A 24144-nucleotide genomic window follows, 5' to 3' on the forward strand; every position below is an offset into this window, starting at 1 on the left:
ACGCTTATATAGACCAAAAGCAATTATATCATACTTTTAGCCAACTTTCATTTGCGGGTTCTGAGCTCAAAACGAGGACGCATCCCTTTTCTATTTGAAGAAATTTCGGTACTCTATACAAACAAGACATTGCTTTAGGAGAGATAATCATGAAACCTTTAGCGTATCGGATGCGCCCAAGTCATATTGGAGACATTATTGGGCAGGAGCATCTCGTTGGAGAAGGTCAAATTATTAGACGAATGGTCGAGGCAAAACATTTGTCCTCGATGATTTTATACGGACCGCCGGGAATCGGCAAAACATCCATTGCCACTGCAATCGCTGGCAGTACAAGCATTGCCTTCCGTACATTGAATGCGGTGATTCATAACAAAAAAGATATGGAAGCTGTCGCCGCTGAAGCGAAAATGAGTGGTCAGGTCATCTTGATTTTAGACGAAGTCCACAGACTCGATAAAGGGAAGCAGGATTTCCTTCTTCCGTATTTAGAAAATGGCATGATTATTTTAATTGGCGCGACAACAGCTAATCCGTATCATGCGATTAACCCAGCCATCCGTAGCCGGACACAAATATTTGAGCTGAAGCCGCTGGAAACAGAACAAATCAAAGCTGCATTATCTCGAGCTTTACAGGATGAACATCGCGGGCTTGGCGGTTATTCGGTCAAAGTTGATGAGGAGGCAATGAATCATTTTGCAAATGGATGCGGAGGAGATGTGCGTTCCGCTTTAAATGCGCTTGAACTAGCCGTCTTATCGACAAAAGCGGATGAATCTGGACAGATCACGATCACTCTAGCTGCAGCAGAAGAATGTTTACAAAAAAAGAGCTTCTCGCATGATAAAAACGGTGATGCCCATTATGATGTCCTCTCGGCTTTTCAAAAATCCATTAGAGGATCTGACGCAGATGCTGCGCTTCATTACCTTGCAAGACTCATTGAAGCGGGAGACCTTGAAAGCATTTCGAGACGATTACTTGTGATGGCTTATGAAGATATTGGCCTAGCCAGTCCGCAGGCAGGGCCACGTGTGTTAAGCGCTGTTCAAACAGCTGAGAGAGTTGGTTTCCCAGAAGCACGAATTCCACTCGCTAATGCCGTGATTGAACTGTGTCTTTCTCCAAAGTCAAACTCCGCTTACCAAGCGATTGATGCGGCATTGCATGATATTCGCACGGGGAAAATGGGTGAAGTTCCCGTTCATTTAAAAGATGCCCATTATAAAGGGGCAGCTGCACTTGGAAGGGGCGCCGATTACTTATATCCGCACGATTATGAAAATGGCTGGGTGAAGCAGCAATATTTACCTGACCCGCTGAAAAACAAGCAATATTATGAACCAAAGCAAACTGGAAAATTTGAAGGTGCGCTAAAGCAAGTGTATGAAAATTTAAGACGGCAAAAATAAAAAAAGCCCCCTGCTCTATGCAGGCGGGCTGTTTATTTATCTTTCACACGTGTAATCGGAATATCTTTTAACAGTTTCATAATGACATGACCACCCATGATCAGTCCAGCCACAGATGGAACAAACGCATTGGATGATGGCGGCATTTGTGCCTTACGAATTTTCGCTTCATCATTTCCAACTTCTTTTCTCACATCTTCACGAATGACAATCGGACTTTCATCAGAGAAAATAACTTCAATCCCCTTACGAATGCCTTCCTTCCGCAGGCGTGTTCTGACGACTTTCGCAATTGGGTCTGTATGTGTTTTCGAGATGTCATCAATTTTAAAACGTGTCGGATCTGTTTTATTTGCAGCACCCATACTCGAAATAATGTTCACATCGCGTTTCAGGCACTCTTTCATTAAATGAATTTTATAATGAATTGTATCTGATGCATCAATGACATAATCGAGCGGATACTCAAAGAATTGTTCATATGTTTCTTCTGTATAGAACATTTTGAGCGCAACAACTTCACATTCTGGGTTAATGTCAGCAATTCTTGCCTGCATTAAGTCAACTTTAGGCTGACCAACCGTTGATAGCAAAGCTGGCAGCTGCCTATTTACATTTGTAATATCAATATCATCTTTATCAACAAGAACAATACGGCCAACACCTGAACGAGCAAGGGCTTCTACTGCAAAAGAACCTACGCCGCCTACTCCAAGCACTGCAACTGTACTGTTTTTTAATATATTTAAGCCTTCCTTGCCAATGGCAAGCTCGTTTCTTGAAAACTGATGTAACAAGTGCCTCACTCCACCTTTATTTAAAATGAATCGAAAGAATCATATCATATTCAGCGTTCTCCGTCATCCTTCTCAAATAGAAAAAAAACACAAAAAAGTCCCGATCACGCCGCCAGCTTTTCCTTCGTTTTGAACCCCGCACCATGCAGGTGGGTGCTTTCTTCCTCACTTTATAAGTCCTCAGAAGAGGCATTTATGCAGAAAGGAAAGGCAAGCTCCCGTAGAAAAAAATGTTCGGTCAAAACTAGGTAACCACCGTACGTATCAGGACTTTATTTATTGGTTGATGAAAGCATATCATAGGCATGTCCCTTTTTCAAGCGTTTACATGCCTATAAACATGCGCCTATTTTACTGTTTTACTTTTGTTTTAATAGCCAAACTCAGTTCATCTAGCTGCGCTGCGCTTACAGTGCCAGGAGCATCTGTGAGAACACAGCTTGCACTTGCCGTTTTCGGAAACGCAATGGTATCTCTTAGGTTAGATCGGCCGGCAAGCAGCATCACTAAGCGGTCAAGTCCAAGCGCAATTCCGCCGTGCGGAGGCACACCATGCTCAAATGCATCAAGAAGGAAGCCGAACTGATCGTACGCTTCTTCTTTAGAAAAGCCAAGTAAACCAAACATTTTCTCTTGAATGTCCTTTTCAAAAATACGAATAGAACCTCCGCCAAGCTCATAGCCGTTCAGCACAAGATCATACGCTTGAGCTTTCATATCTTCTGGACTTGTTTCAATTAATTCAAGATCATCCCGAACTGGCATTGTGAAAGGATGGTGGGCAGCATAGAAGCGGCCTTCTTCTTCATCTTTTTCAAGCAGCGGCCAATCGACAACCCATAAGAAATTGAAGACAGATTCATCGATGAGTTTAAGCTCTTTGCCAAGTTTTAAGCGAAGTGCGCCAAGCGCATCATGGACAACAGACGTCTTATCTGCAACAAAGAGTAAAAGGTCGCCTTCTTCAACTTGAAGCTGTTCTTTTAATTCTGCTTGTTTTGACTCATCAAAGAATTTAGCGATTGGTCCTTTTAACTCTGTCCCTTCAGCTTTTAGCCAAGCAAGACCTTTTGCACCATAGTTCGCTGCAAATGCACCAAGTGCATCGATGTCTTTTCTTGAGTAGTTTGCTGCAGCCCCTTTGACATTAATCGCTTTGACAGCTCCGCCATTGTTTACAGCACCGCTGAAGACTTTGAAATCTGAGTCTTTTACCGTGTCTGAAATGTTGACAAGCTTCATGTCAAATCGGGTATCTGGCTTGTCAGAACCATAGGAATTCATCGCTTCATCATACGTCATACGAGGTAATGGCAATGTCAGGTCAACACCTTTGACATCTTTCATCACCTTTGCCATCATCTCTTCAGCAAGCGTCATGATGTCTTCTTGACTCATAAAGGACATTTCAATATCGACTTGTGTAAATTCCGGCTGACGGTCAGCACGTAAGTCTTCATCTCTAAAGCAGCGAGCGATTTGATAGTAGCGGTCCATCCCAGACACCATGAGCAATTGCTTAAATAATTGCGGAGACTGCGGCAGCGCATAGAATTCTCCTTCGTGTACACGGCTTGGCACAAGATAGTCACGTGCACCTTCTGGCGTACTTTTTGTTAAAATTGGCGTTTCAATGTCTAGAAAGCCGTGATCATCTAAGAAATGGCGGAATGCTTTTGTGACTTCATGTCGCATTTTCATCGTTTCAAACATCGCAGGACGGCGAAGATCTAGGTAGCGGTATTTTAAGCGCACATCTTCTGATACCTCATCTGCTTGATCAGAAATCACAAATGGAGGCGTCTTGGCTTCATTTAAAACAGTGACCGTGTCGACTTGAATTTCAATTTTGCCTGTTTTTAAATTTGGGTTGATCGTGGCTTCTTCTCTTGCGACCACTGTCCCTTTAATATCAAGGACATATTCATTACGAATCGATTCTGCTGTCTCAAGAGCCTCTTTTGATTGGTCTGGATGAAAGACAACTTGCACAATGCCTGTACGATCACGCAGGTCAATAAAGATTAATCCACCAAGGTCACGACGTTTTTGTACCCATCCTTTTAATACAACTGTTTGACCGATTTGGTCTTCTGTTACTTCTCCACAATAAAAAGTTCTACCAAACACAAACATTCCACTCCTTCTTTACGCTTTCTGGTGGGCTTTCATCATTTGAATCAGCTCATCAAGCTTCACTTCAATTTGTTCACCCGTTGTCGTATCTTTTACATTTACAATTTGCTGCGCCAGCTCATCTTCACCAAGAACTGCAATAAACTTGGCTTTCGAGCGGTCTGCGGCTTTAAATTGTGCTTTTAGCTTTTTCCCTGTATAGTCCATTTCACTTGAAATGCCTTCTTTTCTTAGGCGATTCAATAAGCCAACAGCATAATCTTTTGCTTGATCTCCTAATGCCGCAATATATAAATCAATGCCGTCTTGAACAGGAAGCTCAATCTTCTCTGCATCAATCGCTGATAGGAAACGTTCAATACTCATCGCAAAGCCGATACCTGGTGATTCAGGACCGCCAATTCCTTCAACAAGTCCATCATAACGGCCGCCACCGGCTAATGTTGTGATCGCGCCAAAGCCTTCTGCATTACTCATAATCTCAAAGGCAGTGTGATTGTAATAATCAAGACCGCGCACTAAGTTCGGATCGACGACATATTCAATGCCTAGATCGGTTAAGTATTGTTTTACTTTTTCAAAATAAGTCCGTGATTCTTCATTTAAGTAATCTTGAATGGATGGTGCCGTTGCCATCAGTTCGTGATCGCGGTCCTTTTTACAATCAAGAATACGCAATGGATTTTGATGTAAACGAATTTGGCAGTCGTGACAGAATTCATCAATTCTTGGTTCAAAGTGCTCGACAAGTGCTTGACGGTAATCTGCACGGCTTTCTTTGTCACCAAGGCTGTTAATGACGAGTTTTAAGTTGGAAAGACCCGCTTTCTCATACACACTCATCGCTAATGAAATGACCTCTGCATCAATGGCAGGATCTTTTGAACCGATCGCTTCAATTCCGAATTGATAAAATTGACGATATCTTCCCGTTTGCGGACGCTCATAGCGGAACATTGGTCCAATGTAGTACAGCTTTGTAGGCTGTGCAGGCTGTGCAAACAGTTTATTTTCAACATAAGAACGGACAGTTGAAGCTGTTCCTTCTGGGCGAAGTGTGATGCTACGTCCTTTTTTGTCTTCAAATGTGTACATCTCTTTTTGAACGATATCTGTTGACTCGCCTACTCCTCGTGCAAACAGTTCCGTATGCTCAAAAATCGGTGTGCGAATCTCTTTGTATTGAAAGGCTGCACATGTATCTCTCGCAATTTGTTCAACATACTGCCAGCGTTCTGATTCTCCCGGTAAAATATCCTGTGTGCCTCTTGGAATATTAAAACTCATTTTTCGTCCTCCTACGACCATCATTCATTTTTTATGTGGACATATAAAAAACCCCCGCCTCTACTATGTGTATAGTAGGGACGAGAGTTATACCCGTGGTGCCACCCTAGTTGGAACATGATCTTGCCATGTTCCCGCTCAAATCCTTAACGCAGATTCACGTTCTCCGCCTAATGACTCATTTTTTGAGTGTTCAGCAGGAAACCTACAGAGTGTTCTTTCGTGATAAATGCCATGCGGATTCGCTTTCAGCCTAAGGCGATTCCTCTCTGCTCACGCAATTTACCCTACTATTCTCTATCATCAGTTCCACATTTTAAATTTTCAAGTGTGTTGATTTATATTATAATAAGGTCGGTGCTGCCACTCTGTCAACCCTTGCCGTGCCTCTTTTTCTTTTCCAGCTCTTCTTTTGACGTGCATCCGTATTCAGATGCCGTTTCTTCAAGGAAGCCTGGTTGATCCATTTCGTCGTGCTGCCAGCGATCGATATCACGATGTCCATTATATTGCACTCGTCCTAATTTTCTGCTTAATCTCATGTTTGTACATCCTTTTATCACATTTTTATCTAGTATAAACAGATTGATTCATTTTTATTAGGGAAACTGCAAGGAATTCATCCATTACATAACGAATTAACATTCATCGGTTTTACAAGGGAGGGGAAAACACCGTTTTGAATCTAAAAACACACCATCACATCATGTTGCTGCTCACCTGTTTTGTCCTCATTGCCAGCACTTGGCCAATGACACATGCGACGGCTCAAACAGATCAAGCTGTCGTTGCAACAGATGAAATCAATGTGCGAACCGGACCTGGTTTAAGCTACGGGATCGCAGCAGTTGTGAAACGAGGAGAAAGCTATCCCATTCTCACTGAACAAGGAGAATGGGTACAGATCGGGCTATCGAACGGACAAAAAGGCTGGGTCGTCTCATGGCTGATTACCAAGTCATCTGATGCACAAAAGCCTGCTAAGCAAAAGACGCAAGGTCAAAGTACGCAAGGAAGCAGTTCGATTACGTCAACAGCCTCTGACCTTCGCATTCGGACAGGCCCAGGGACTTCCTATCAAGTCATTGGCACTTTCCCGCAAGGCGCTTCCGCTAAAAAGCTGGACACAAGCGGCGAATGGACAAAAATATCGTACAAACAAGCGGAAGGCTGGGTCCACTCTGATTATATTTCTGGCGGACAAAACGCTTCTTCATCCAGTTCAGCTGAGCCCGCTCGTTCTAAACAGTCCGGCACAGTTGGCGTATCAAGCTTGAATGTTCGAAAATCGGCGGCACCAAATGCACAAGTGGCCGCTTCACTTTCCCGCAACACTCAAGTCACCATTTTACGGGAGCAAAATGGCTGGTATGAAATCGAAGCAAAAGGCGTTAAAGGCTGGGTTGCAAGTTATTATATTGTCTCAAACCAAGGAACAAGTGCAGCACCTGAAAAGAATTCTTCCTCTTCGTCATCTCATCAGAAAGCGTACATCGTTTATGATGGAACGAATATTAGAAAAAGCGCTTCTACCTCTGCTGGAATTGCAGAAAGAGCAACAAAAGGAGCTGCTTATCAAATTGTTCGTACACAAGGTGACTGGTACGAGGTGACATTATCAAACGGCGGAACAGGCTACGTGGCGAGCTGGGTCGTTCAAACAAAGAAAAATAGCAGCGAAGCACCAAGACCTCAGCAGGATTCATCGTCTGGCACTGGATCTTTAAAAGGCAAAACAATTGTTCTTGATCCTGGGCATGGCGGAAAAGACAGCGGCACGATCGGCGCAGACGGTGCATTTGAAAAGAATATCACGATCAAAACCGCTCATTTGCTGGCGGGTAAGTTAAGAGCTTCTGGAGCAAATGTCTATTTAACACGAAGTGATGATACATTCATCAGCCTTCAATCGAGGGTTGCCACTTCACATTACCGAAATGCAGATGCATTTATTAGTCTTCATTATGATAGTTTTATGGACCCAAGTATCAGAGGGAGCACCGCATATTATTATCAGGCATCCAAAGATCAAAGCCTGGCGACAAGCGTTCATACGGAAGTCGCAAAACGATCACAGATCCCTGATAAAGGAGTCAAATTTGGAGATTATTTTGTTTTAAGAGAAAACAAGCGCCCTTCCCTTTTATATGAACTCGGCTATTTAAGCAATCCTCAAGAAGAAGCGATCATTTATAGCGCCTCTTACCAAGAACGAGTGACAGAAGGAATGACAGAAGGATTAAAACAATATTTCCGATAGAAAAAAGAGGCCGCTGCGCCTCTTTTTTGTTTGATCGCAAAAGAAAAAGACTCTAAACAAACTCTCAGCAAGAGTTTATCTACAGTCTAATGTCTTTCTATTCTTTGCTGTCCATCAACATGGTGACAGGCCCCGAATTGGTCAATGAGACGTCCATCATCGCCCCAAAACGTCCAGTTTCAACATGGATGCCCTTTTCTCTAAGCGTTTCATTGAAGCATTCGTAAAGTGAATTCGCCACATCCGGTTTGGCAGCTTTCATAAAGTTCGGCCGTCTGCCTTTCCTCGTATCACCATAAAGAGTAAATTGAGATACAGACAGCACGCTTCCTTTTACATCCAATAACGAAAGATTCATTTTCCCGTTTTCATCTTCAAAAATACGCAAGTGTGCGAGCTTTTCAGCTAAGTAATGCACATCTTCTTCTGTGTCTTCATGTGTAACACCAACGAGCACCATATAGCCTTCATTGATGGCACCTGTGATCTCTTCTCCTACTTTCACAGATGCACTCGTCACACGCTGAACAACAAGCCTCATAGACGATATACTTCCTTTCTAATTCATGAATCGGCGAACAGAGTAAATGTCTTTGATTTGTTTGATGCGTTCTACCACTTTGTGCAAATGGTTAATATTTTGGATAAAGATCGCCATATGGATCGTCGCCACTTTGTTACGATCAGACTTACCAGAAACCGACGAGATGTTCGTTTTGGTTTCGTTGACTGCTTGAAGCACTTCATTAAGTAAGCCGCGCCTGTCATATCCTAATATCTCAATTTCCACATTGTATTCTTTACGGTTTCGAGCAGGCTGTTCATGCTCCCACTCAACCGGGATTAACCGTTCCTGCGCTTCTCCTGTCTTCACGTTCGGACAGTCATCACGGTGAACAGATACGCCACGGCCTTTTGTAATAAAACCAACAATGCTATCACCAGGAACAGGATTACAACACTTAGATAAACGGACAAGCAAGTTATCAATGCCTTTCACTCGCACGCCAGCTTCCCGTTTTTTCCCGTGATATGGTTTTGACTCTACAGACACTTCTTGAACGGTTTTCTCTTGTTCTTCCTGATCTCTTTGTTTTCTTTCTTTTTCCGTTAAACGATTCGCCACTTGGAGTGCCGTAATTCCGTTATAACCAACGGCTGCATACATGTCCTCTTCATTTGAGAAATTAAATTTATCAGCCACTTTTTGCAGATTTTCAGCGGTCAAGATGTCTTTAACATCGAACTCAAGGTTTTTGATTTCTTTCTCCACAAGTTCTCGGCCTTTTTCGACATTTTCTTCACGGCGCTGTTTCTTGAAAAACTGTCTGATCTTGTGCTTCGCTTGGGAGGTTTGGGCAAGTTTGACCCAATCCTGGCTTGGTCCATAGCTATGCTTAGATGTCAGAATTTCAATAATGTCACCTGTTTTTAACTTATGATCAAGTGTGACCATTTTACCGTTGACTTTGGCTCCGATTGTTTTATTTCCAATTTCCGAATGAATCCGGTATGAGAAATCAATTGGAACTGAACCAGACGGTAGCTCAATGACGTCTCCTTTTGGTGTAAATACAAACACCATATCAGAGAAGAGATCGATTTTTAACGATTCCATAAATTCTTCCGCATCTGTGGATTCATTTTGGAATTCAAGAATTTCTCTAAACCAAGACAGCTTCTTCTGGAAAACGGCTTCTTCCGTCGATTCTGCTGACTCTTTGCCTTCTTTATACGCCCAGTGTGCCGCAATTCCGTATTCCGCAATTTCGTGCATTTCCACTGTACGAATCTGAACTTCAAGCGGGTCCCCTTTTGGACCAATCACCGTTGTATGAAGAGACTGATACATGTTCGGCTTTGGCATCGCAATATAATCCTTAAATCTGCCTGGCATCGGCTTCCAGCACGTATGAATAATACCAAGTACCGCATAGCAGTCTTTAATGCTGTCAACCAAAATACGAACAGCCAGCAAATCATATATTTCATTAAATTGCTTATTTTGCATGACCATTTTTCGATAAATACTATAAATATGTTTCGGTCTGCCGGAGAATTCAGCCTTAATGTTCACCTCAGACACGCGGTCTTTTACTTCATTGACAACCTCGTCCAAGTATTCCTCACGTTCCGCTCGTTTACGCTTCATGAGATTCACAATCCGGTAGTATTGCTGCGGATTTAAATAGCGGAGGGCTGTATCTTCAAGCTCCCACTTAATCTTTGAAATCCCTAATCTGTGCGCTAGCGGTGCAAAGATCTCAAGGGTTTCATTTGAGATTCTTCGCTGCTTTTCCTGCGGAAGGTGTTTGAGTGTTCTCATATTGTGGAGACGGTCTGCCAGCTTAATTAAGATGACGCGAATATCCTGCGCCATTGCAACAAACATTTTACGATGGTTTTCAGCCTGTTGTTCTTCTTGTGATTTATATTTAATCTTTCCGAGCTTTGTCACACCATCAACAAGCATGGCTACTTCTTCGTTAAAATGCTCTTTTAAATCTTCTAATGTCACATCCGTGTCTTCGACAACATCATGCAAGAAGCCGCCAGCAATGGTCGAAGGGTCCATTTCAAGATCAACAAGAATTCCCGCCACTTGAATAGGATGGATAATATAGGGCTCACCGGATTTCCGGTATTGCTCCTTGTGAGCATTTTCAGCATATTCGTATGCACGCTCTATAAATTGAATATGTTCAGCGGACAGGTATTCTCTTGCCTTATCAATGACCTGCTGCGCCGTTAAAACTTGTTCGTTCGCCATGGAATCACCTTTTTAAATGAAAACTGTATTGTAGTTTATTATCAAGAAAAATTCGATAGATGTAAAGAGAAGAAGTCCGCTAAAAGATTTTTGATAGGAAAAAAGCACCCTTCTTACTGAGTGCTTTTTGCGTAAAACTCCATTAGTATTGCATTAACGTCAAGATGTCGTAACCGTCAAGCTTCTTTCTGCCATCAAGATACGTCAGCTCAATTAAAAATGCAATCCCTGCCACAACGCCGCCTAATTCCTCAACCAGCTTGATGGATGCTTCAATCGTTCCACCTGTCGCAAGCAAATCATCTGTGATCAGTACACGCTGACCCGGACGAATTGCATCTTTATGAATCGTTAATACATCTTTACCGTATTCCAAACCGTAATCGACTTTGATGACTTCACGAGGAAGCTTTCCTTCTTTACGAACTGGGGCAAAACCTACACCAAGTGCGTATGCTACAGGGCAGCCAATAATGAATCCACGCGCTTCAGGTCCAACAATGAGATCAATGTCTCTTTCCTTCGCGTATTCAACGATTTGATCCGTTGCATAACGGTACACTTCGCCTTTATCCATTAACGTTGTAATATCTTTAAATTGTACACCTTCCTTTGGGTAGTCAGGTACAACTGTCACATATTGTTTTAAATCCATCTTTTCCTTTTCCTCCTCGTACGTCAAAGCACAGGTGAGACTTCGCTCATCATGCTATTCAGCCATTCCTTCAGCTCTTTGGCTGAGGAATATGTTAGTGTTTGATCGAGTTCCATCAATCGTTGTTTTGCTGTATAAGACGATGATGCGGTTAAATCTTTTTTAGGGGCATCACGCACTATTGACAGCACACCATTCTCTATTTTAACAAAACCGAGTTCAAAAAACACCTTTGTCATAAAAATGATTGTATCTTTTGTCCAACCTCTATGTTTGGCAAGCTCCATGCCTTGTTCTTTAATAGGAAAACTTCCCCGTTTGAACAAGAACCCATAAAACCATTTGAATTGATCACGGCTCGGGAATGAGGACATAAAGTGATCTTCTTTCCGCTGAAACACCGTATAAATTCTTGCTGGTTGTTGATTTTCTAAAAGCAGCTTGAGCAAGTGTTCATCGGCAGGAACATCGGCAAAGATCACATACTTTTCCTGCACATCAAACGTGGATACATTTTCTGCATCAATAAGGTGAATCGGAATATCCACCAGCTCCGATTGCTTTTTTGTTTCTTCGTCAAAACAGAAGACCATCGTTTTTGCTGGATCAAGTGTTGATACTTTCTTTTCCCAATCTTTTTTCCCGCGCAAATCAAACAGCTGCCATTCATCGACTCTAGCGTCTTTTAGCATGAGCTGAGGTTTCTTTCGGTTATTCCATTCATTAATCGAGACCTCACCAACGACAGAAATTTGACTCCCTGGGACAAGTTCTTCTTTTAGCTTGCCTTGGTGAAAACCGACACAGTCGAGCAGCTTGTCTTCGTCTTTTAGTGACATTTTAATGTGATTTTGATTGGCCCCGATCGTTCGGATGTCTTCAAGCTGGGCGTCTTCAATCATAATGAACGGCTTAGGATTCTGCATGCCAAACGGGGACAGTAGCCCCACTTCTTCAATGGCTTGCACCGTCATTTCGTCCACTTTACATACTGCATCGACCCGTTGAATTGGAATGAAATCTTCTTCTGTCAACGTTTCATTTGCATATTGATTCAATCTTTCCCTAAGTAAAGGAACATCATCCGCTTGAAGTGTCATTCCTGCTGCCATCGGGTGTCCACCGAAATGCGGCAGGATGTCACGGCACTTGCTCAAATGGAAAAATAAATCAAAGCCAGGAATACTTCGTGCTGACCCTTTCGCCATCTGCGTTTCTTCGTCTATTCCAAGCACAATCGCCGGACGAGAAAATGTATCCGTCAATTTTGAAGCAACAATGCCGACAACGCCTGGATTCCAGCCAGCTTTTGCTACGACGATAGCAGACTGGTCAGCGCCTGTCTCTTCGACCATTTGAATGGCTTCTTCCGTGATCGTACTCACAATTTTCTGCCGTTCTTTGTTCAATTCTTGTACAAAACGAGCGAGTTCTTCTGCTTCATCCATATCCTCAGTCATGAGAAGATGAACAGCCGGATCTGCCTGCTCAATTCTTCCAACAGCATTCAGCCTTGGCGCAATTTGAAAGCCGACCGTTTCCTCATTTGCTTCTTCAAGAGTGGCGCCTGCTTCTTTTAATAACGCTTTTAACCCAGGCCTTCTAGATTGACGAAGCTGCATTAGGCCTTTTTTTGCAAGCCATCTATTTTCATCATGCAGCGGGACAAGATCCGCAATTGTACCGATTGCAGCAAGATCTAATAATTCTACTGGGAGTTTACCGAGGAGTGCATGTGCCACTTTAAACGCAACACCGACACCCGCCAGCTCTTTAAACGGATACTCACACCCAGGCTGCTTAGGATGTACAATTGCAAGTGCCTCAGGCAGTTCCTCGCTTGGTTCATGGTGATCTGTGATGATCAGGTCTAATCCTATTTCTTTTGCAATACGTGCTTCATTTACAGCAGCGATCCCTGTATCCACGGTGATAACAAGCGATGCTCCTTGCTCTTTGATATATCGGAAAGCCTGTTCGTTTGGCCCATATCCTTCTTTAAATCGATCTGGAATATAAAAGTCTACCTTCGCAGATCGTTCTTTAAGTGTATGTAAAAGTACAGACGTACTTGTCACACCATCTGCATCATAATCTCCGAAGATCACAATCGATTCCTGCTCTTCGATCGCTTTGTTGATGCGCTCTACTGCTTCTTTCATTCCTTTTAATAAGAATGGATCATGAAATTCGGCTTTTTGATCAAATAAAAAAGACCTCGCTTCTTCTACTTCTTCGAGCCCTCTTTGTACAAGAAGTGATGCAGTCAGCGCTGAAATATTCAGATTTTCAGAGAGTGATTTCACTTTTTCTTCGCTAGGATGTTCATATTCCCAACGCATTTTGGATAATAACATAAATTCACCCCTCAACCACACTATTATACTAGAGTGGACTGAGGGGTTTCAATTTTTATTTTATGAAATTGTACTGGAAGATTATTTTTCCTTCCGGTCAAAAGACGCTGGCTGTTCTTTTAAAGGTGTGACATTCGTTTTCTTTTGAACGTCTTTGTCCGCCTTTTTATGAGAAGAAGCAGGGCTTGCTTTAGCGGCTGCATGTTCAGCTTTTAATGTTTTTAATTCACGTTTTAGTTTCACAATTTGGAAAATCCCCGCAAAAGCCACAATGAGTCCGCCCATAAGAACAGAACCGATAATGACAAGGATCAGCGGCCATTCAGCCGTTCCAAATAAGTAGTCTACCTGTACAGGCCGCACGTTAATAACAGCAAATACTGAGACAATTAATACGAAAATAAATGCGAGTATGATGGTCCATTGTTGTTTATTCATCTACAAATCCCCCAAGCTTTTTCTTTTATTCTTCCCTCTTTCTTGTCCTTTTTAAACACCGAAAGAACATGGCGGAAGGTTTTCTATCAGCATGGGCGCTTAGCTGCTGAGTTTTTCTTTAATGAGGCTCTTTAATTCTTTTCTTTCTCCAGAGATGACAAGGGTGTCTCCTTCTTCAATCACCGTATCTGGTCCTGGATTTAAAATTTTCTCATGTGATTTTCTCACAATGGCGATGACTGTTACTTGATAGTTTTGGCGAACACTCAGGTCTCCGATCGTCTGGTTAACAGCCGGTGCGTTCTTTTCAATCTTAAACCATTCAATGATGAGTTCATCAATGGCCACCTCCACTGTCTCAAGCGCTTTTGGTTTATAGACCATGCCGCCTAAAATAGCCGAGATTTGTCTTGCTTCTTCATCGCTAAGCAAGATACCAGAAATACATTCTTCGTGATCATCTTCTTGAAAATGATACATCTCTCTTCTGCCGTCATCATGTGTGATAATGGCAAGCTTCTCATTATTTCTTGTGATCATTTCGGCTTTGTGACCGATACCTGGCAGTTCAGTTTCCCGAACCTTCATAACAGCCCCTCCAATGAATAAAAGCCAAATGCCCAAACGGACACTTGCTTTCTATACTGATCTAAACGTATGTCATTATAGCAAAAGACCATTTCAAGATCAATGAAACCCGAAATGTTTTTACATATCATCTTATTGTTGTGACGATGACAAGTATGATGCATGAAAAAAAGACTGCCAAGCTGGCAGTCTTTCTTGTTTAAATATCTTGTTCTGTGTCGATTTTAGCCGGCTTTTTCAGCTCACGACCTTTCCATATCAGCCAAATTTGTGCCGCAATGTAAAGGGATGAATACACCCCTGTTAATAGTCCGACAAGTAAGGCGATGGAGAAGTTTGTAATAGATGCTGAACCGAAAATGAGAAGTGCAATCACCACAACAAGTACGGTGAGCACGGTGTTCACAGAACGCGTAAAGGTTTGCTGTAAACTTAAATTCACAATGTACGATAAATCTTCGATCGTTTTCGGTTTGCGTTTCTTCATTTGCTCACGCACCCTGTCGAAGGTGACAATCGTGTCATTGATTGAGTACCCAATGACCGTGAGTATCGCTGCAATGAAGGTGACATCCACCTCTAAACGCGTAATGCTAAAGAAGGCAACGATAAAGAATGCGTCGTATAGAAGAGAGACAATCGCTGCAATCGCCATTTTATACTCAAATCGGATAGATACATATAAGATAATCCCGATCGAAGCAATGATGACAGCGTATAATGCGTTACGTGCCAGCTCTTTTCCAACCGTCGGAGACACTGTACTTACGTTAGGCTCCGTTCCATATTTATCTTTGAAGTAATCTTTCACTTCAGCGATTTTTTCTTTATTCGGAACACCGACAAATCGAGCTGCTGCTTGATTTTCTTTTTGACCCGATAACACAACACTGTCTGTCTCAAGGTCTAGCTTTTTAAAATCTTGCTCCACCTGTTCTGTTGACAGTTTATGGTCACTTTGAATATCAACTCTAGTACCACTTGCAAAGTCAATACCTGCATTGAGCTTGAAGATCGACAGCACAATGATTCCAGCAATGGTAATGGCTGCTGAGAAAATCATAAAGCCTTTACGTTTGCTGACGAAATCCCATTTATCAAATGGTGTTTTCGGTTCAGTATTTTCAGTTGTTTCATGAATATCAATAATGTCTTTCTGACGAACCCCAAACCAGCCTTTTCTGCGGTCGAGATAACGGCTTTCTACAAGTAATCCAAGAAGGAATCTTGATAGGAAGACAGCCGTGATAAAGCTTGTCAAAATCGATAGGATAAGCATGGTTGCAAATCCTTTGACAGAGCTTGTTCCAAAGAAGAACAGAACCCCTCCGGCAATAATACTTGTTAAGTTTGCATCAAAGATCGTGGCAAATGATCTGCGGTTACCCGATCTGAAAGCAGAACGGACAGATTTACCGAGCTTGAGCTCTTCTTTAATCCGCTCATACGTAATAATGTTGGCATCGACAGCCATCCCTACCCCAAGAATCAATGCAGCGATTCCAGGCAGTGTCATGACCGCACCCATCCAGTCAAAGACTTGCAGTGTGATATAGATATAAGCTGACAGTGTAATGACAGCAACAAGACCTGGTAATCGGTAATAAAACAGCATGAATAAGAAGATAAATGCGATTCCTACAATTCCTGCGAAGACTGTTTCGTTTAGTGCTTGCTCACCAAACTGTGCACTCACAGATGTTGAATATTTTTCGGTTAATTTTACTGGCAATGCGCCGGCATTTAAAATGCTCGCAAGGTCTTTTGCCTCTTGAACCGTAAAGTTTCCTTCGATTTGTACGTCACTGCTGTTAATTTCTTGGTTTACATTCGGCGCAGATACATACTTATGATTTGATTTAGAGACTTCTTTTTTGAAGGAATCTCCCTTATGATAATCAAGCCAAATGACAAGCTGATTGTTTGGTGCCATCGCCGCTACTTTTTTTGTCACGTCACCAAACTTTTTCGCATCCTTTAGTTTGACCGTCACGATCGGCTCATTCGTTTGATTGAATGTTTGTTTTGCACCATTTTCAACAAGATCAGATCCGTTTAGAAGCTCTTTGTCATTCGTATCTCTGAAGGAAAGCTGTGCTTCAGTCGATAGAATCTCCCGTGCTCTGTTTTGATCTTTTACACCCGCAAGCTGTACGCGGATACGGTTGTTTCCTTCAATCGAAATGTTCGGCTCACTGACCCCAAGCACGTTGGCTCTTCGGTTTAAAGCCTCTACTGTACTGACGAGAACACCATTTGTGATCTTGTCTTCTTTTTTCACTGGGTGTACATCATACAGAACTTCAAATCCACCCTGTAAGTCCAGCCCTAGCGTCATATCTTTCGCAACGGGCTTCGTTAATAAGCCCACACCAGTTCCGATTAACAGAACCACTAAGAAAAACGCAAGTATGCGCCCTTTTTTCATTATGTATTTCCTCCTTAAACACCTGAATCCATTTAGATGGCTTATTTCAACAGTTCGTCCAGCATATTCTTGCCATCTTCACTGTCCAAAAAAGCAGACGTTTTAAACGACTGAACGGTTGCATAGTTCATAAATTCGCCAATTTTCACAGATAAAATATCTGCAACCATTTCATGAATCGGATACTCTTGTTTTTTCTTCCACTTCTTATTCTCTAAGTATGACCATAATTCCTCTAAATCTACATCTTTATAGCCCAAAACGATGAATTCTTCAAGCTTACTGAACAGAAAAGGCTTTAAATGGTCTTTGTATATAGCAGCCGGATGTTGTGTCAATGTGAGGCTCCCCCTTTTCAGTTTTTTATCGAGAGACTTGTCATGCTTGGACGATATACACGCATATCTTATTGTATATGATTCTATGTCGTTTGAGAAGGCAGGTGATCTGTGATTTGACGAAGCAAACGTTTTTAAAAGGGACGATTATTTTAATTTTAGCAGGTTTTATTACAAGAATATTGGGTTTTGTCAATCGAATTGTGATTGCAAGGTTCATTGGTGAAGAAGGCGTAGGGCTTTATATGATGGCAGCGCCTACCTTTTTTCTCGCCGTGACGCTAACTCAATTCGGACTTCCTGTTGCGATTAGTAAGCTAGTCGCAGAAGCAGAAGCCCGTGGTGACAAACAGAAAACAAAACGCATTCTAGTGATGTCCCTTGCGATAACAGGAACACTCAGCCTGATTTTCACGCCGCTCTTTTTATGGTTTGCCCCTATTATGGCGGAAAATATGCTGACAGATCCTAGAACGGTCTATCCTCTGCTTGCCATTACACCAGTCGTACCCGTTATTGCGATCTCTAGTGTGTTAAGGGGCTATTTCCAAGGAAGACAGCAAATGAGCCCGCTTGCGATGTCACAAGTACTAGAACAGGTCGCAAGAATTTCACTCGTGGCAGTATGTACAACAGCGTTCCTGCCTTATGGAATTGAATATGCAGCAGCAGGCGCCATGATTTCATCTGTCATTGGGGAAATGATTTCACTTGCTTACTTACTGATTGCCTTTCGTTATAAAAAGACCATCCGTATCCGAAAACGTTTTTTCAAGGCAATTCATGATGGGAAGGATACGTTTAAACAGCTCATGAGTATTGCCCTGCCAACGACAGGCAGCCGTTTCATCGGCAATATCTCGTGGTTTTTAGAACCGATTGTCGTCGCGCAAAGCCTTGCGATTGCCGGTTATGCAGCTGTGGAAGCAACAAGGCAGTACGGAGAATTGACAGGACTTGCGCTCACCCTTTTGACACTTCCTAGTTTTATCACGTATTCTCTCTCCACCGCACTAGTTCCAGCGATTAGTGAGGGGATGGAACAGAACAAACGCAAAACGGTCGAATACCGGCTCAAGCAGGCGATGCGCCTTTGTTTATTAAGCGGGGGCATTTCATGTATTATCCTTTTCGTGTATGCAGAAAATTTAACCCTCTTCATGTATGGTTCATCTCATGCCGCTGTCTATGTAAAATTCATGGCCCCCTTCTTTTTGCTCTATTACTTTCAAGGGCCGCTGCAGGCTGTCCTTCAAGCATTAAATTTAGCGGGGGCAGCGATGACCAACAGTTTGATAGGAGCTGTTGTGAAAACAGGTATGATCTTTGTTCTTGCTTCACAGCCAAGCTTTGGCATTATGGGCGCAGCGCTTGCGATACTCATCGGCATCGTTCTTGTCACGTTGCTCCATGCGGCAACTGTCGGTAAAGTACTGCCTATTCATTTACCATTAAAAGAATATGGACTTTGCGTCCTTGTGATCATCGGTACTGGGGCGGTCAGCTTATGGATGAAACATCAAGCGAGCGGACTCTTTTCCGCACCTTTAGAGCTTGTCATGATGATCTTTTTGACGTGCATGCTGTATGTCATTCTATTAATCTGTCTTGGGCTAGTGAAACGAGAAGAGCTACGCCGCATCCCGTTTATTGGGAAGCTGCTTTAGCTCATTCTTTCTTGATCACTTCATCTTTCAAATCAATATAAAAATCCTTCTGATTAAAGCTGCAGTAAGAGATTTGCTCGATGTCATGATAGCCTCTTTTGACAAGCTCCTTTATCAGCCACTGTTCATCATGGTTGATCTGCTTGAGATGATCATGCTGAACCACACCGTCTGCAATAAGCGGGAGCTCAAGCGCTGCATGTTTGCGCTTGTTTTCTTTTTCAACAACGGCGAGCTTTCCTGAAGGCTCTAAGATGGCATATGAGACATCCTGGATACTATCGATGTTATTTTCTCTTAATTGAATCAGCAAATCATCAAAATTGTATCGCTGTTTTCTCATCGCACCCTCGTCTATTTTTCCGTTGATGATGAGCAGGGCCGGCTTACCGTCGAGAAAACGACGGACACCTTGAAATTTTAATGACAAATAGGCAAGGGTGATTTGAATGAAGGTTAACAGCAGGATCGGCCATACTGTATGTAACATGTGATCCTCAACTTCTTCTATGGCGAGCACCGCAATTTCAGCGATCATCATAAAAATAACAAGATCTAAAATACTCAGTTCCCCAATCTCCCTTTTGCCCATTAAACGAAAAATAAACCAAATGAGAAAATATAAAATGATCGTTCTCATGGAGATAATTAAGATGTCCTGCATATGATGTAAACCCTCCTTCTCCACCATAGCTTGTGTCAAAACACTTTATTTATGTAGAAAAGAAAGCCTCGGTTTTTATCACGAGAAACATGTCTATTTTTTCTTCTCCGTGAATACATTTTAGTAAAAGACAAGCTTCGGTCAATTGGAGAGGAGACGAATCACATGCAGGAAACGAAACAAATAGGAAAAGGCATTTTATCTGGCTTAATTGCTATTTTTGTCGTGATGATTGTGACAAGCTTACTTGTATCACTGATGCTTACCTTCACAAGTATGCAGGAATCATCGTTTAAATGGATGATCATGATCTTGTCCTTTGCGGCACTTTTTCTAGGAGGAATGATTTCTGGAGGGAAAGCAAAGGAACGAGGCTGGCTCATTGGCGCCATGACCTCTTTTATCTTTTCACTCACTGTCTTTTTATTTCAATATTTAGGGTTTGGAGAAACCTTTTCACCAGAACAATTCATCTATCATGCAGCCTTTTTGGGAATTTGTATGCTAGGGGGAATGATTGGCGTTAATCTTCGGGGCAAATAAAAAAAGAGCGAATGATATCGCTCTTTTTTTATCGCTATGTATTGGAGGATTAACCTTTGTCAGCTAATTCTCTAATAGCACGTCGGTCGAAAGTTAAACGGTTGTTTTCGCTTGTTTTAATGACCACTTTTGATTCATCAATGTAGTCGATTTCACCGTGTAAACCACCGATTGTGACGATTTTATCGCCTTTTGATAAAGATTGCTGCATCTGACGCACAGCTTTTTGTTGCTTTTGCTGTGGACGGATTAACAAGAAGTAAAGCACAGCAAACATGACAACAATCATAATGATTGAACCCATACCACCATCCATTCTATCTCACCCCTTTCTAAAGCATTGTAAAGCTTTTCGTTTATGCGTTAAAAGTTTTTCGCATTCGGTTTGTTAAAGCCATAACGCTCAAAAAACTCTTCTCTAAAGTCACCTAAACGATCCTCACGGATAGCTTCTCTCACTTGCTCCATTAATTTTAACAGAAAATGAAGATTATGATAAGTTGTTAATCGAATTCCGAACGTCTCATTTGTACGGATCAAATGTCTAATATAAGCGCGTGTGTAATTTTTACATGTGTAGCAGTCACAGTTTTCATCGATTGGTCTGAAATCACGCTCATATTTAGCATTTTTCACAACAAGGCGTCCTTCACTTGTCATGAGCGTACCGTTTCTGGCAATTCGCGTCGGCAATACACAGTCAAACATATCGACACCGCGAATCGCGCCGTCAATTAATGAATCTGGTGAGCCAACACCCATTAAGTATCTTGGCTTGTCATCCGGTAAAAATGGCGTTGTGAACTCCAGCACACGGTTCATCACATCTTTTGGTTCACCAACAGATAAACCTCCAATGGCGTAGCCTGGGAAATCAAGTGAAACAAGATCTTTTGCACTTTGTTTACGAAGCTCTTCGTATTCTCCGCCCTGCACAATGCCAAACAGCCCTTGATCCTCTGGACGCTGGTGCGCTGTTAAGCAGCGCTCTGCCCATCTGCTTGTCCGCTCTACAGAACGTTTCATATAATCGTACTCTGCTGGATACGGAGGGCATTCGTCAAATGCCATCATAATATCTGAGCCGAGCGCATTTTGAATCTCCATCGCTTTTTCAGGAGAAAGGAACAACTTATCTCCATTTAAGTGATTACGGAAGTGAACGCCTTCTTCTTCAATTTTTCTAAATTCACTCAAAGAAAACACTTGGAAACCGCCTGAATCTGTTAGAATCGCTCGATCCCAGTTCATAAATTTGTGCAGGCCGCCTGCTTCTTTGACAATGTCATGCCCCGGGCGCAGCCATAGATGATACGTATTGCTTAAAATGATGCCTGCTTCCATTGCTTTTAACTCTTCAGGCGCCATTGTTTTCACTGTAGCCAGTGTACCAACTGGCATAAATACAGGTGTTTCAAAGGAGCCGTGCGGTGTATGAACGCGTCCAAGACGTGCACCTGTTTGTTTGCATGATTTAATGAACTCATAACGTATCGGTAATTGCGACAAAAATGAGCCCTCCTGTCTTTGTTGTATGATGTTATTGAATCAGCATGGCATCGCCAAAACTGAAGAATCGGTATTCCTCTTTTACAGCCTCATTGTACGCTTTTAGGACGTGTTCTCGTCCAGCTAATGCACTGACAAGCATAATTAAAGACGATTTTGGCAAGTGGAAATTCGTGATCATGCCATCAATTGCCTTAAATGTGTAGCCTGGATAAATAAAAATCGACGTCCAGCCGCTTGACGCTTTGAATTCACCATCATAAGCACTTGCAATGGTTTCAAGCGTTCTTGTCGAAGTTGTTCCGACTGAAATAATCCGTCCGCCTTCTTTGCGCACGCGATTAAGTTCTTCTGCCGTTTCTTCATTCATTTCGTAAAACTCTGCGTGCATTTCATGTTCTTCAATGCGTTCAGCACTGACCGGTCGAAATGTGCCAAGCCCTACATGGAGCGTAATAAACGCAATATGCACTCCTTTTGCTTTCAGTGCATCCAGCAGTTCATTTGTAAAGTGAAGACCGGCAGTAGGCGCAGCAGCCGAACCAACCTCTTTGGAATAAACGGTTTGATAACGCTCACGATCGTCAAGCTGCTCTTTAATGTACGGAGGCAGCGGCATTTCACCTAAGGATTCAAGTACTTCATAAAAAATGCCTGTATACTGAAACTCAACTTTTCTTCCGCCATGTTCCAGTTCTTCTGTACATACCGCTTTTAATCGTCCATCACCAAATGTAATGACTGTTCCGTTTTTCACACGTTTTGCTGGTTTCACGAGCGTTTCCCATTTGTCTCCTTCTTCTTGTTTCAAAAGAAGCAGCTCCACTTTAGCACCCGTATCCTCTTTCGTTCCAAACAGACGTGCAGGCAATACACGTGTATTGTTTAAAACGAGACAATCACCCTTTTGAAAGTAATCTGTGATTTGCGAGAATGTATCATGTGTGATGCCACCTGTTTGTTTATTTAAGACCATCAGTCTTGATGCATCTCGTTTTTCAAGCGGCACTTGTGCAATCAATCTTTCTGGTAAATCAAAATCAAATAGTTCTAACTTCATTTCCTTCACCTATTCTGTAGTTAACTAGTTAACGTTATTTCATCCGTCCGAAGACATTGAGTAAAATGGTTAGGACGATGCTAATGACAATGCATGTAATCACAGGAAAAAAGAACGTTACGTTCCCTTTTTTCACGAAAATATCGCCTGGAAGTTTCCCAACCAATTGAAACACTAAACCTGCGGCAAAAAGGACACCACCTAAAATCATCAACATTTTAGGGAATTCAGTCACGAATCGGAACCTCCATATGAAAATGTTCATACGCTTCTCTTGTGACGACCCGCCCTCTTGGTGTTCTTTGCAGAAAACCAATTTGCAGTAAATACGGTTCGTACACATCTTCAATCGTATGTGATTCTTCTCCAATTGTCGCTGAGATCGTATCAAGTCCAACAGGACCGCCTCTAAATTTTTCAATCATACTTAAAAGCAGCTTATGATCGATATGATCAAGTCCGAGTCTGTCAACTTGCAGACGCTCAAGAGCATCTTCTGCAATGTCTTGTGTGATCGCATGATTTCCAAGCACCTGCGCAAAATCTCTCACTCTTCTGAGCAGACGATTGGCGACCCTCGGTGTGCCTCTAGATCTTCTTGCAATCTCTTCAGCTGAACGAATGTCGATCCCAATCTCAAACAGCTCGGCTGTTCTTGCTACAATGTGAGCCAAATCTCTTTGCTCATAGTATTCCAATCTTGCATGAACCCCAAACCTATCACGAAGCGGCGCTGTTAAAAGCCCAACACGGGTTGTAGCACCTACAAGCGTAAATGGCGGTAAATCAAGCCGCACAGAGCGTGCTGTATCTCCTTTTCCAATCACGATATCTAGACAAAAGTCCTCCATCGCTGGATATAGCACTTCCTCTATTGAACGCTGCAAGCGATGAATTTCATCAATAAACAGAACATCGCCAGGTTCAAGAGATGTTAAGATCGCCGCCAAATCGCCAGGGCGTTCAATCGCTGGTCCAGACGTTGTACGCAGCTGAACATTCATTTCATTGGCAATGATCGACGCAAGCGTTGTTTTTCCAAGTCCCGGCGGTCCATATAAAAGAACGTGATCCAGCGTTTCCTGCCTCATTCGGGCAGCTTCAATAAATACGCTGAGATTATCCTTTACTTTCTGCTGGCCAATATATTGACTAAGCGTCTGTGGACGCAGACTTTGCTCAATGGCTGATTCATGGTTGTCTGCTTCAGTTGAGACGAGCCGTTCATCCAT

At 42.5% G+C, this 24144-nt stretch carries 22 protein-coding genes, 1 other RNA gene and 1 other annotated feature; of the genes, 4 read left to right on the forward strand and 19 right to left on the reverse strand.

Features of this window, described 5'->3' with window-relative positions:
- The first annotated feature begins 149 nt into the window (after positions 1-149).
- Positions 150-1415 carry a replication-associated recombination protein A gene (locus NST09_RS12525; RefSeq protein ID WP_017358110.1) on the forward strand — a complete coding sequence of 422 codons (1266 nt, stop codon included), beginning with the start codon at positions 150-152 and terminating at the stop codon, positions 1413-1415.
- Positions 1416-1447: 32 nt separating this feature from the next.
- Here the strand turns inward: NST09_RS12525 and NST09_RS12530 are convergent, their stop codons facing one another.
- The 5 genes from NST09_RS12530 to NST09_RS12550 all read right to left on the reverse strand — a co-directional run bounded on the left by NST09_RS12530 (position 1448) and on the right by NST09_RS12550 (position 6177).
- The gene (locus NST09_RS12530) at positions 1448-2212 is read right to left on the reverse strand and encodes a tRNA threonylcarbamoyladenosine dehydratase (protein ID WP_008342718.1); all 765 of its coding nucleotides are present in this window, start codon (positions 2210-2212) and stop codon (positions 1448-1450) included.
- Between the two features lie 93 nt (positions 2213-2305).
- Positions 2306-2486: non-coding RNA, 6S RNA (gene ssrS, locus NST09_RS12535), on the reverse strand.
- A 77-nt stretch (positions 2487-2563) separates the two neighbouring features.
- The gene (gene aspS / locus NST09_RS12540; RefSeq protein WP_026050119.1) at positions 2564-4342 is read right to left on the reverse strand and encodes an aspartate--tRNA ligase; all 1779 of its coding nucleotides are present in this window, start codon (positions 4340-4342) and stop codon (positions 2564-2566) included.
- A gap of 18 nt (positions 4343-4360) precedes the next feature.
- Positions 4361-5635 carry a histidine--tRNA ligase gene (gene hisS / locus NST09_RS12545; protein WP_017358112.1) on the reverse strand — a complete coding sequence of 425 codons (1275 nt, stop codon included), beginning with the start codon at positions 5633-5635 and terminating at the stop codon, positions 4361-4363.
- A 73-nt stretch (positions 5636-5708) separates the two neighbouring features.
- Positions 5709-5948 (reverse strand) — a binding site (T-box leader).
- Positions 5949-6006: 58 nt separating this feature from the next.
- Complete coding sequence (locus tag NST09_RS12550) at positions 6007-6177, reverse strand: YrzK family protein (RefSeq protein ID WP_003216250.1); 171 nt, start codon at positions 6175-6177, stop codon at positions 6007-6009.
- A gap of 137 nt (positions 6178-6314) precedes the next feature.
- Between NST09_RS12550 and NST09_RS12555 the strand changes: the two genes are divergently transcribed.
- Positions 6315-7895 carry an SH3 domain-containing protein gene (locus NST09_RS12555; RefSeq protein WP_144739860.1) on the forward strand — a complete coding sequence of 527 codons (1581 nt, stop codon included), beginning with the start codon at positions 6315-6317 and terminating at the stop codon, positions 7893-7895.
- A 97-nt stretch (positions 7896-7992) separates the two neighbouring features.
- On the opposite strand, the gene dtd is transcribed toward NST09_RS12555, so the two are convergent.
- From dtd to NST09_RS12595, 8 genes are all read right to left on the reverse strand, one after another.
- Positions 7993-8436 (reverse strand): D-aminoacyl-tRNA deacylase, encoded by a 444-nt coding sequence (dtd, locus tag NST09_RS12560; RefSeq protein WP_048003401.1) that lies wholly within the window; start codon positions 8434-8436, stop codon positions 7993-7995.
- A gap of 18 nt (positions 8437-8454) precedes the next feature.
- The gene (locus NST09_RS12565; protein ID WP_008342726.1) at positions 8455-10665 is read right to left on the reverse strand and encodes a bifunctional (p)ppGpp synthetase/guanosine-3',5'-bis(diphosphate) 3'-pyrophosphohydrolase; all 2211 of its coding nucleotides are present in this window, start codon (positions 10663-10665) and stop codon (positions 8455-8457) included.
- Between the two features lie 142 nt (positions 10666-10807).
- The gene (locus NST09_RS12570) at positions 10808-11320 is read right to left on the reverse strand and encodes an adenine phosphoribosyltransferase (RefSeq protein WP_008342729.1); all 513 of its coding nucleotides are present in this window, start codon (positions 11318-11320) and stop codon (positions 10808-10810) included.
- Positions 11321-11343: 23 nt separating this feature from the next.
- Complete coding sequence (gene recJ, locus NST09_RS12575) at positions 11344-13677, reverse strand: single-stranded-DNA-specific exonuclease RecJ (protein WP_039167070.1); 2334 nt, start codon at positions 13675-13677, stop codon at positions 11344-11346.
- A gap of 81 nt (positions 13678-13758) precedes the next feature.
- The gene (locus NST09_RS12580; RefSeq protein WP_017367707.1) at positions 13759-14115 is read right to left on the reverse strand and encodes a lipopolysaccharide assembly LapA domain-containing protein; all 357 of its coding nucleotides are present in this window, start codon (positions 14113-14115) and stop codon (positions 13759-13761) included.
- Positions 14116-14214: 99 nt separating this feature from the next.
- Positions 14215-14703 (reverse strand): cation:proton antiporter regulatory subunit, encoded by a 489-nt coding sequence (locus NST09_RS12585; protein WP_008342734.1) that lies wholly within the window; start codon positions 14701-14703, stop codon positions 14215-14217.
- A 199-nt stretch (positions 14704-14902) separates the two neighbouring features.
- Positions 14903-17131 (reverse strand): protein translocase subunit SecDF, encoded by a 2229-nt coding sequence (secDF, locus tag NST09_RS12590; protein WP_081114279.1) that lies wholly within the window; start codon positions 17129-17131, stop codon positions 14903-14905.
- Positions 17132-17172: 41 nt separating this feature from the next.
- Positions 17173-17469, reverse strand: a complete 297-nt coding sequence (locus NST09_RS12595) for a post-transcriptional regulator (protein ID WP_003216788.1) — start codon at positions 17467-17469, stop codon at positions 17173-17175.
- A gap of 116 nt (positions 17470-17585) precedes the next feature.
- Between NST09_RS12595 and spoVB the strand changes: the two genes are divergently transcribed.
- Positions 17586-19136: a stage V sporulation protein B gene (gene spoVB / locus NST09_RS12600; RefSeq protein ID WP_056705836.1), complete on the forward strand. Its 1551-nt coding sequence runs from the start codon at positions 17586-17588 to the stop codon at positions 19134-19136.
- Between the two features lies 1 nt (position 19137).
- On the opposite strand, the gene NST09_RS12605 is transcribed toward spoVB, so the two are convergent.
- Positions 19138-19800, reverse strand: coding sequence for a DUF421 domain-containing protein (locus NST09_RS12605; protein WP_056705838.1), 663 nt, complete (start codon positions 19798-19800; stop codon positions 19138-19140).
- Positions 19801-19965: 165 nt separating this feature from the next.
- Here NST09_RS12605 and NST09_RS12610 point away from each other — a divergent pair, with 165 nt between their 5' ends.
- Positions 19966-20343 (forward strand): TIGR04086 family membrane protein, encoded by a 378-nt coding sequence (locus NST09_RS12610; protein ID WP_007501492.1) that lies wholly within the window; start codon positions 19966-19968, stop codon positions 20341-20343.
- Positions 20344-20392: 49 nt separating this feature from the next.
- Here the strand turns inward: NST09_RS12610 and yajC are convergent, their stop codons facing one another.
- Genes yajC through ruvB form a run of 5 tightly spaced genes read right to left on the reverse strand, consistent with a single transcriptional unit; the run spans position 20393 to position 24144 of the window.
- Positions 20393-20659: a preprotein translocase subunit YajC gene (yajC, locus tag NST09_RS12615; protein ID WP_003216659.1), complete on the reverse strand. Its 267-nt coding sequence runs from the start codon at positions 20657-20659 to the stop codon at positions 20393-20395.
- 47 nt (positions 20660-20706) lie between these two features.
- Complete coding sequence (gene tgt / locus NST09_RS12620; RefSeq protein WP_008342748.1) at positions 20707-21852, reverse strand: tRNA guanosine(34) transglycosylase Tgt; 1146 nt, start codon at positions 21850-21852, stop codon at positions 20707-20709.
- A gap of 31 nt (positions 21853-21883) precedes the next feature.
- Positions 21884-22912: a tRNA preQ1(34) S-adenosylmethionine ribosyltransferase-isomerase QueA gene (queA, locus tag NST09_RS12625; RefSeq protein ID WP_046344118.1), complete on the reverse strand. Its 1029-nt coding sequence runs from the start codon at positions 22910-22912 to the stop codon at positions 21884-21886.
- Between the two features lie 34 nt (positions 22913-22946).
- Complete coding sequence (locus NST09_RS12630) at positions 22947-23147, reverse strand: DUF2905 domain-containing protein (RefSeq protein WP_008342752.1); 201 nt, start codon at positions 23145-23147, stop codon at positions 22947-22949.
- The gene (gene ruvB / locus NST09_RS12635; protein WP_007501501.1) at positions 23140-24144 is read right to left on the reverse strand and encodes a Holliday junction branch migration DNA helicase RuvB; all 1005 of its coding nucleotides are present in this window, start codon (positions 24142-24144) and stop codon (positions 23140-23142) included. The genes NST09_RS12630 and ruvB overlap by 8 nt, the downstream gene beginning before the upstream one ends.

This window comes from Bacillus sp. FSL W7-1346 (assembly GCF_038593335.1).
GTDB classification, from domain to species: Bacteria; Bacillota; Bacilli; order Bacillales; family Bacillaceae; genus Bacillus; species Bacillus altitudinis.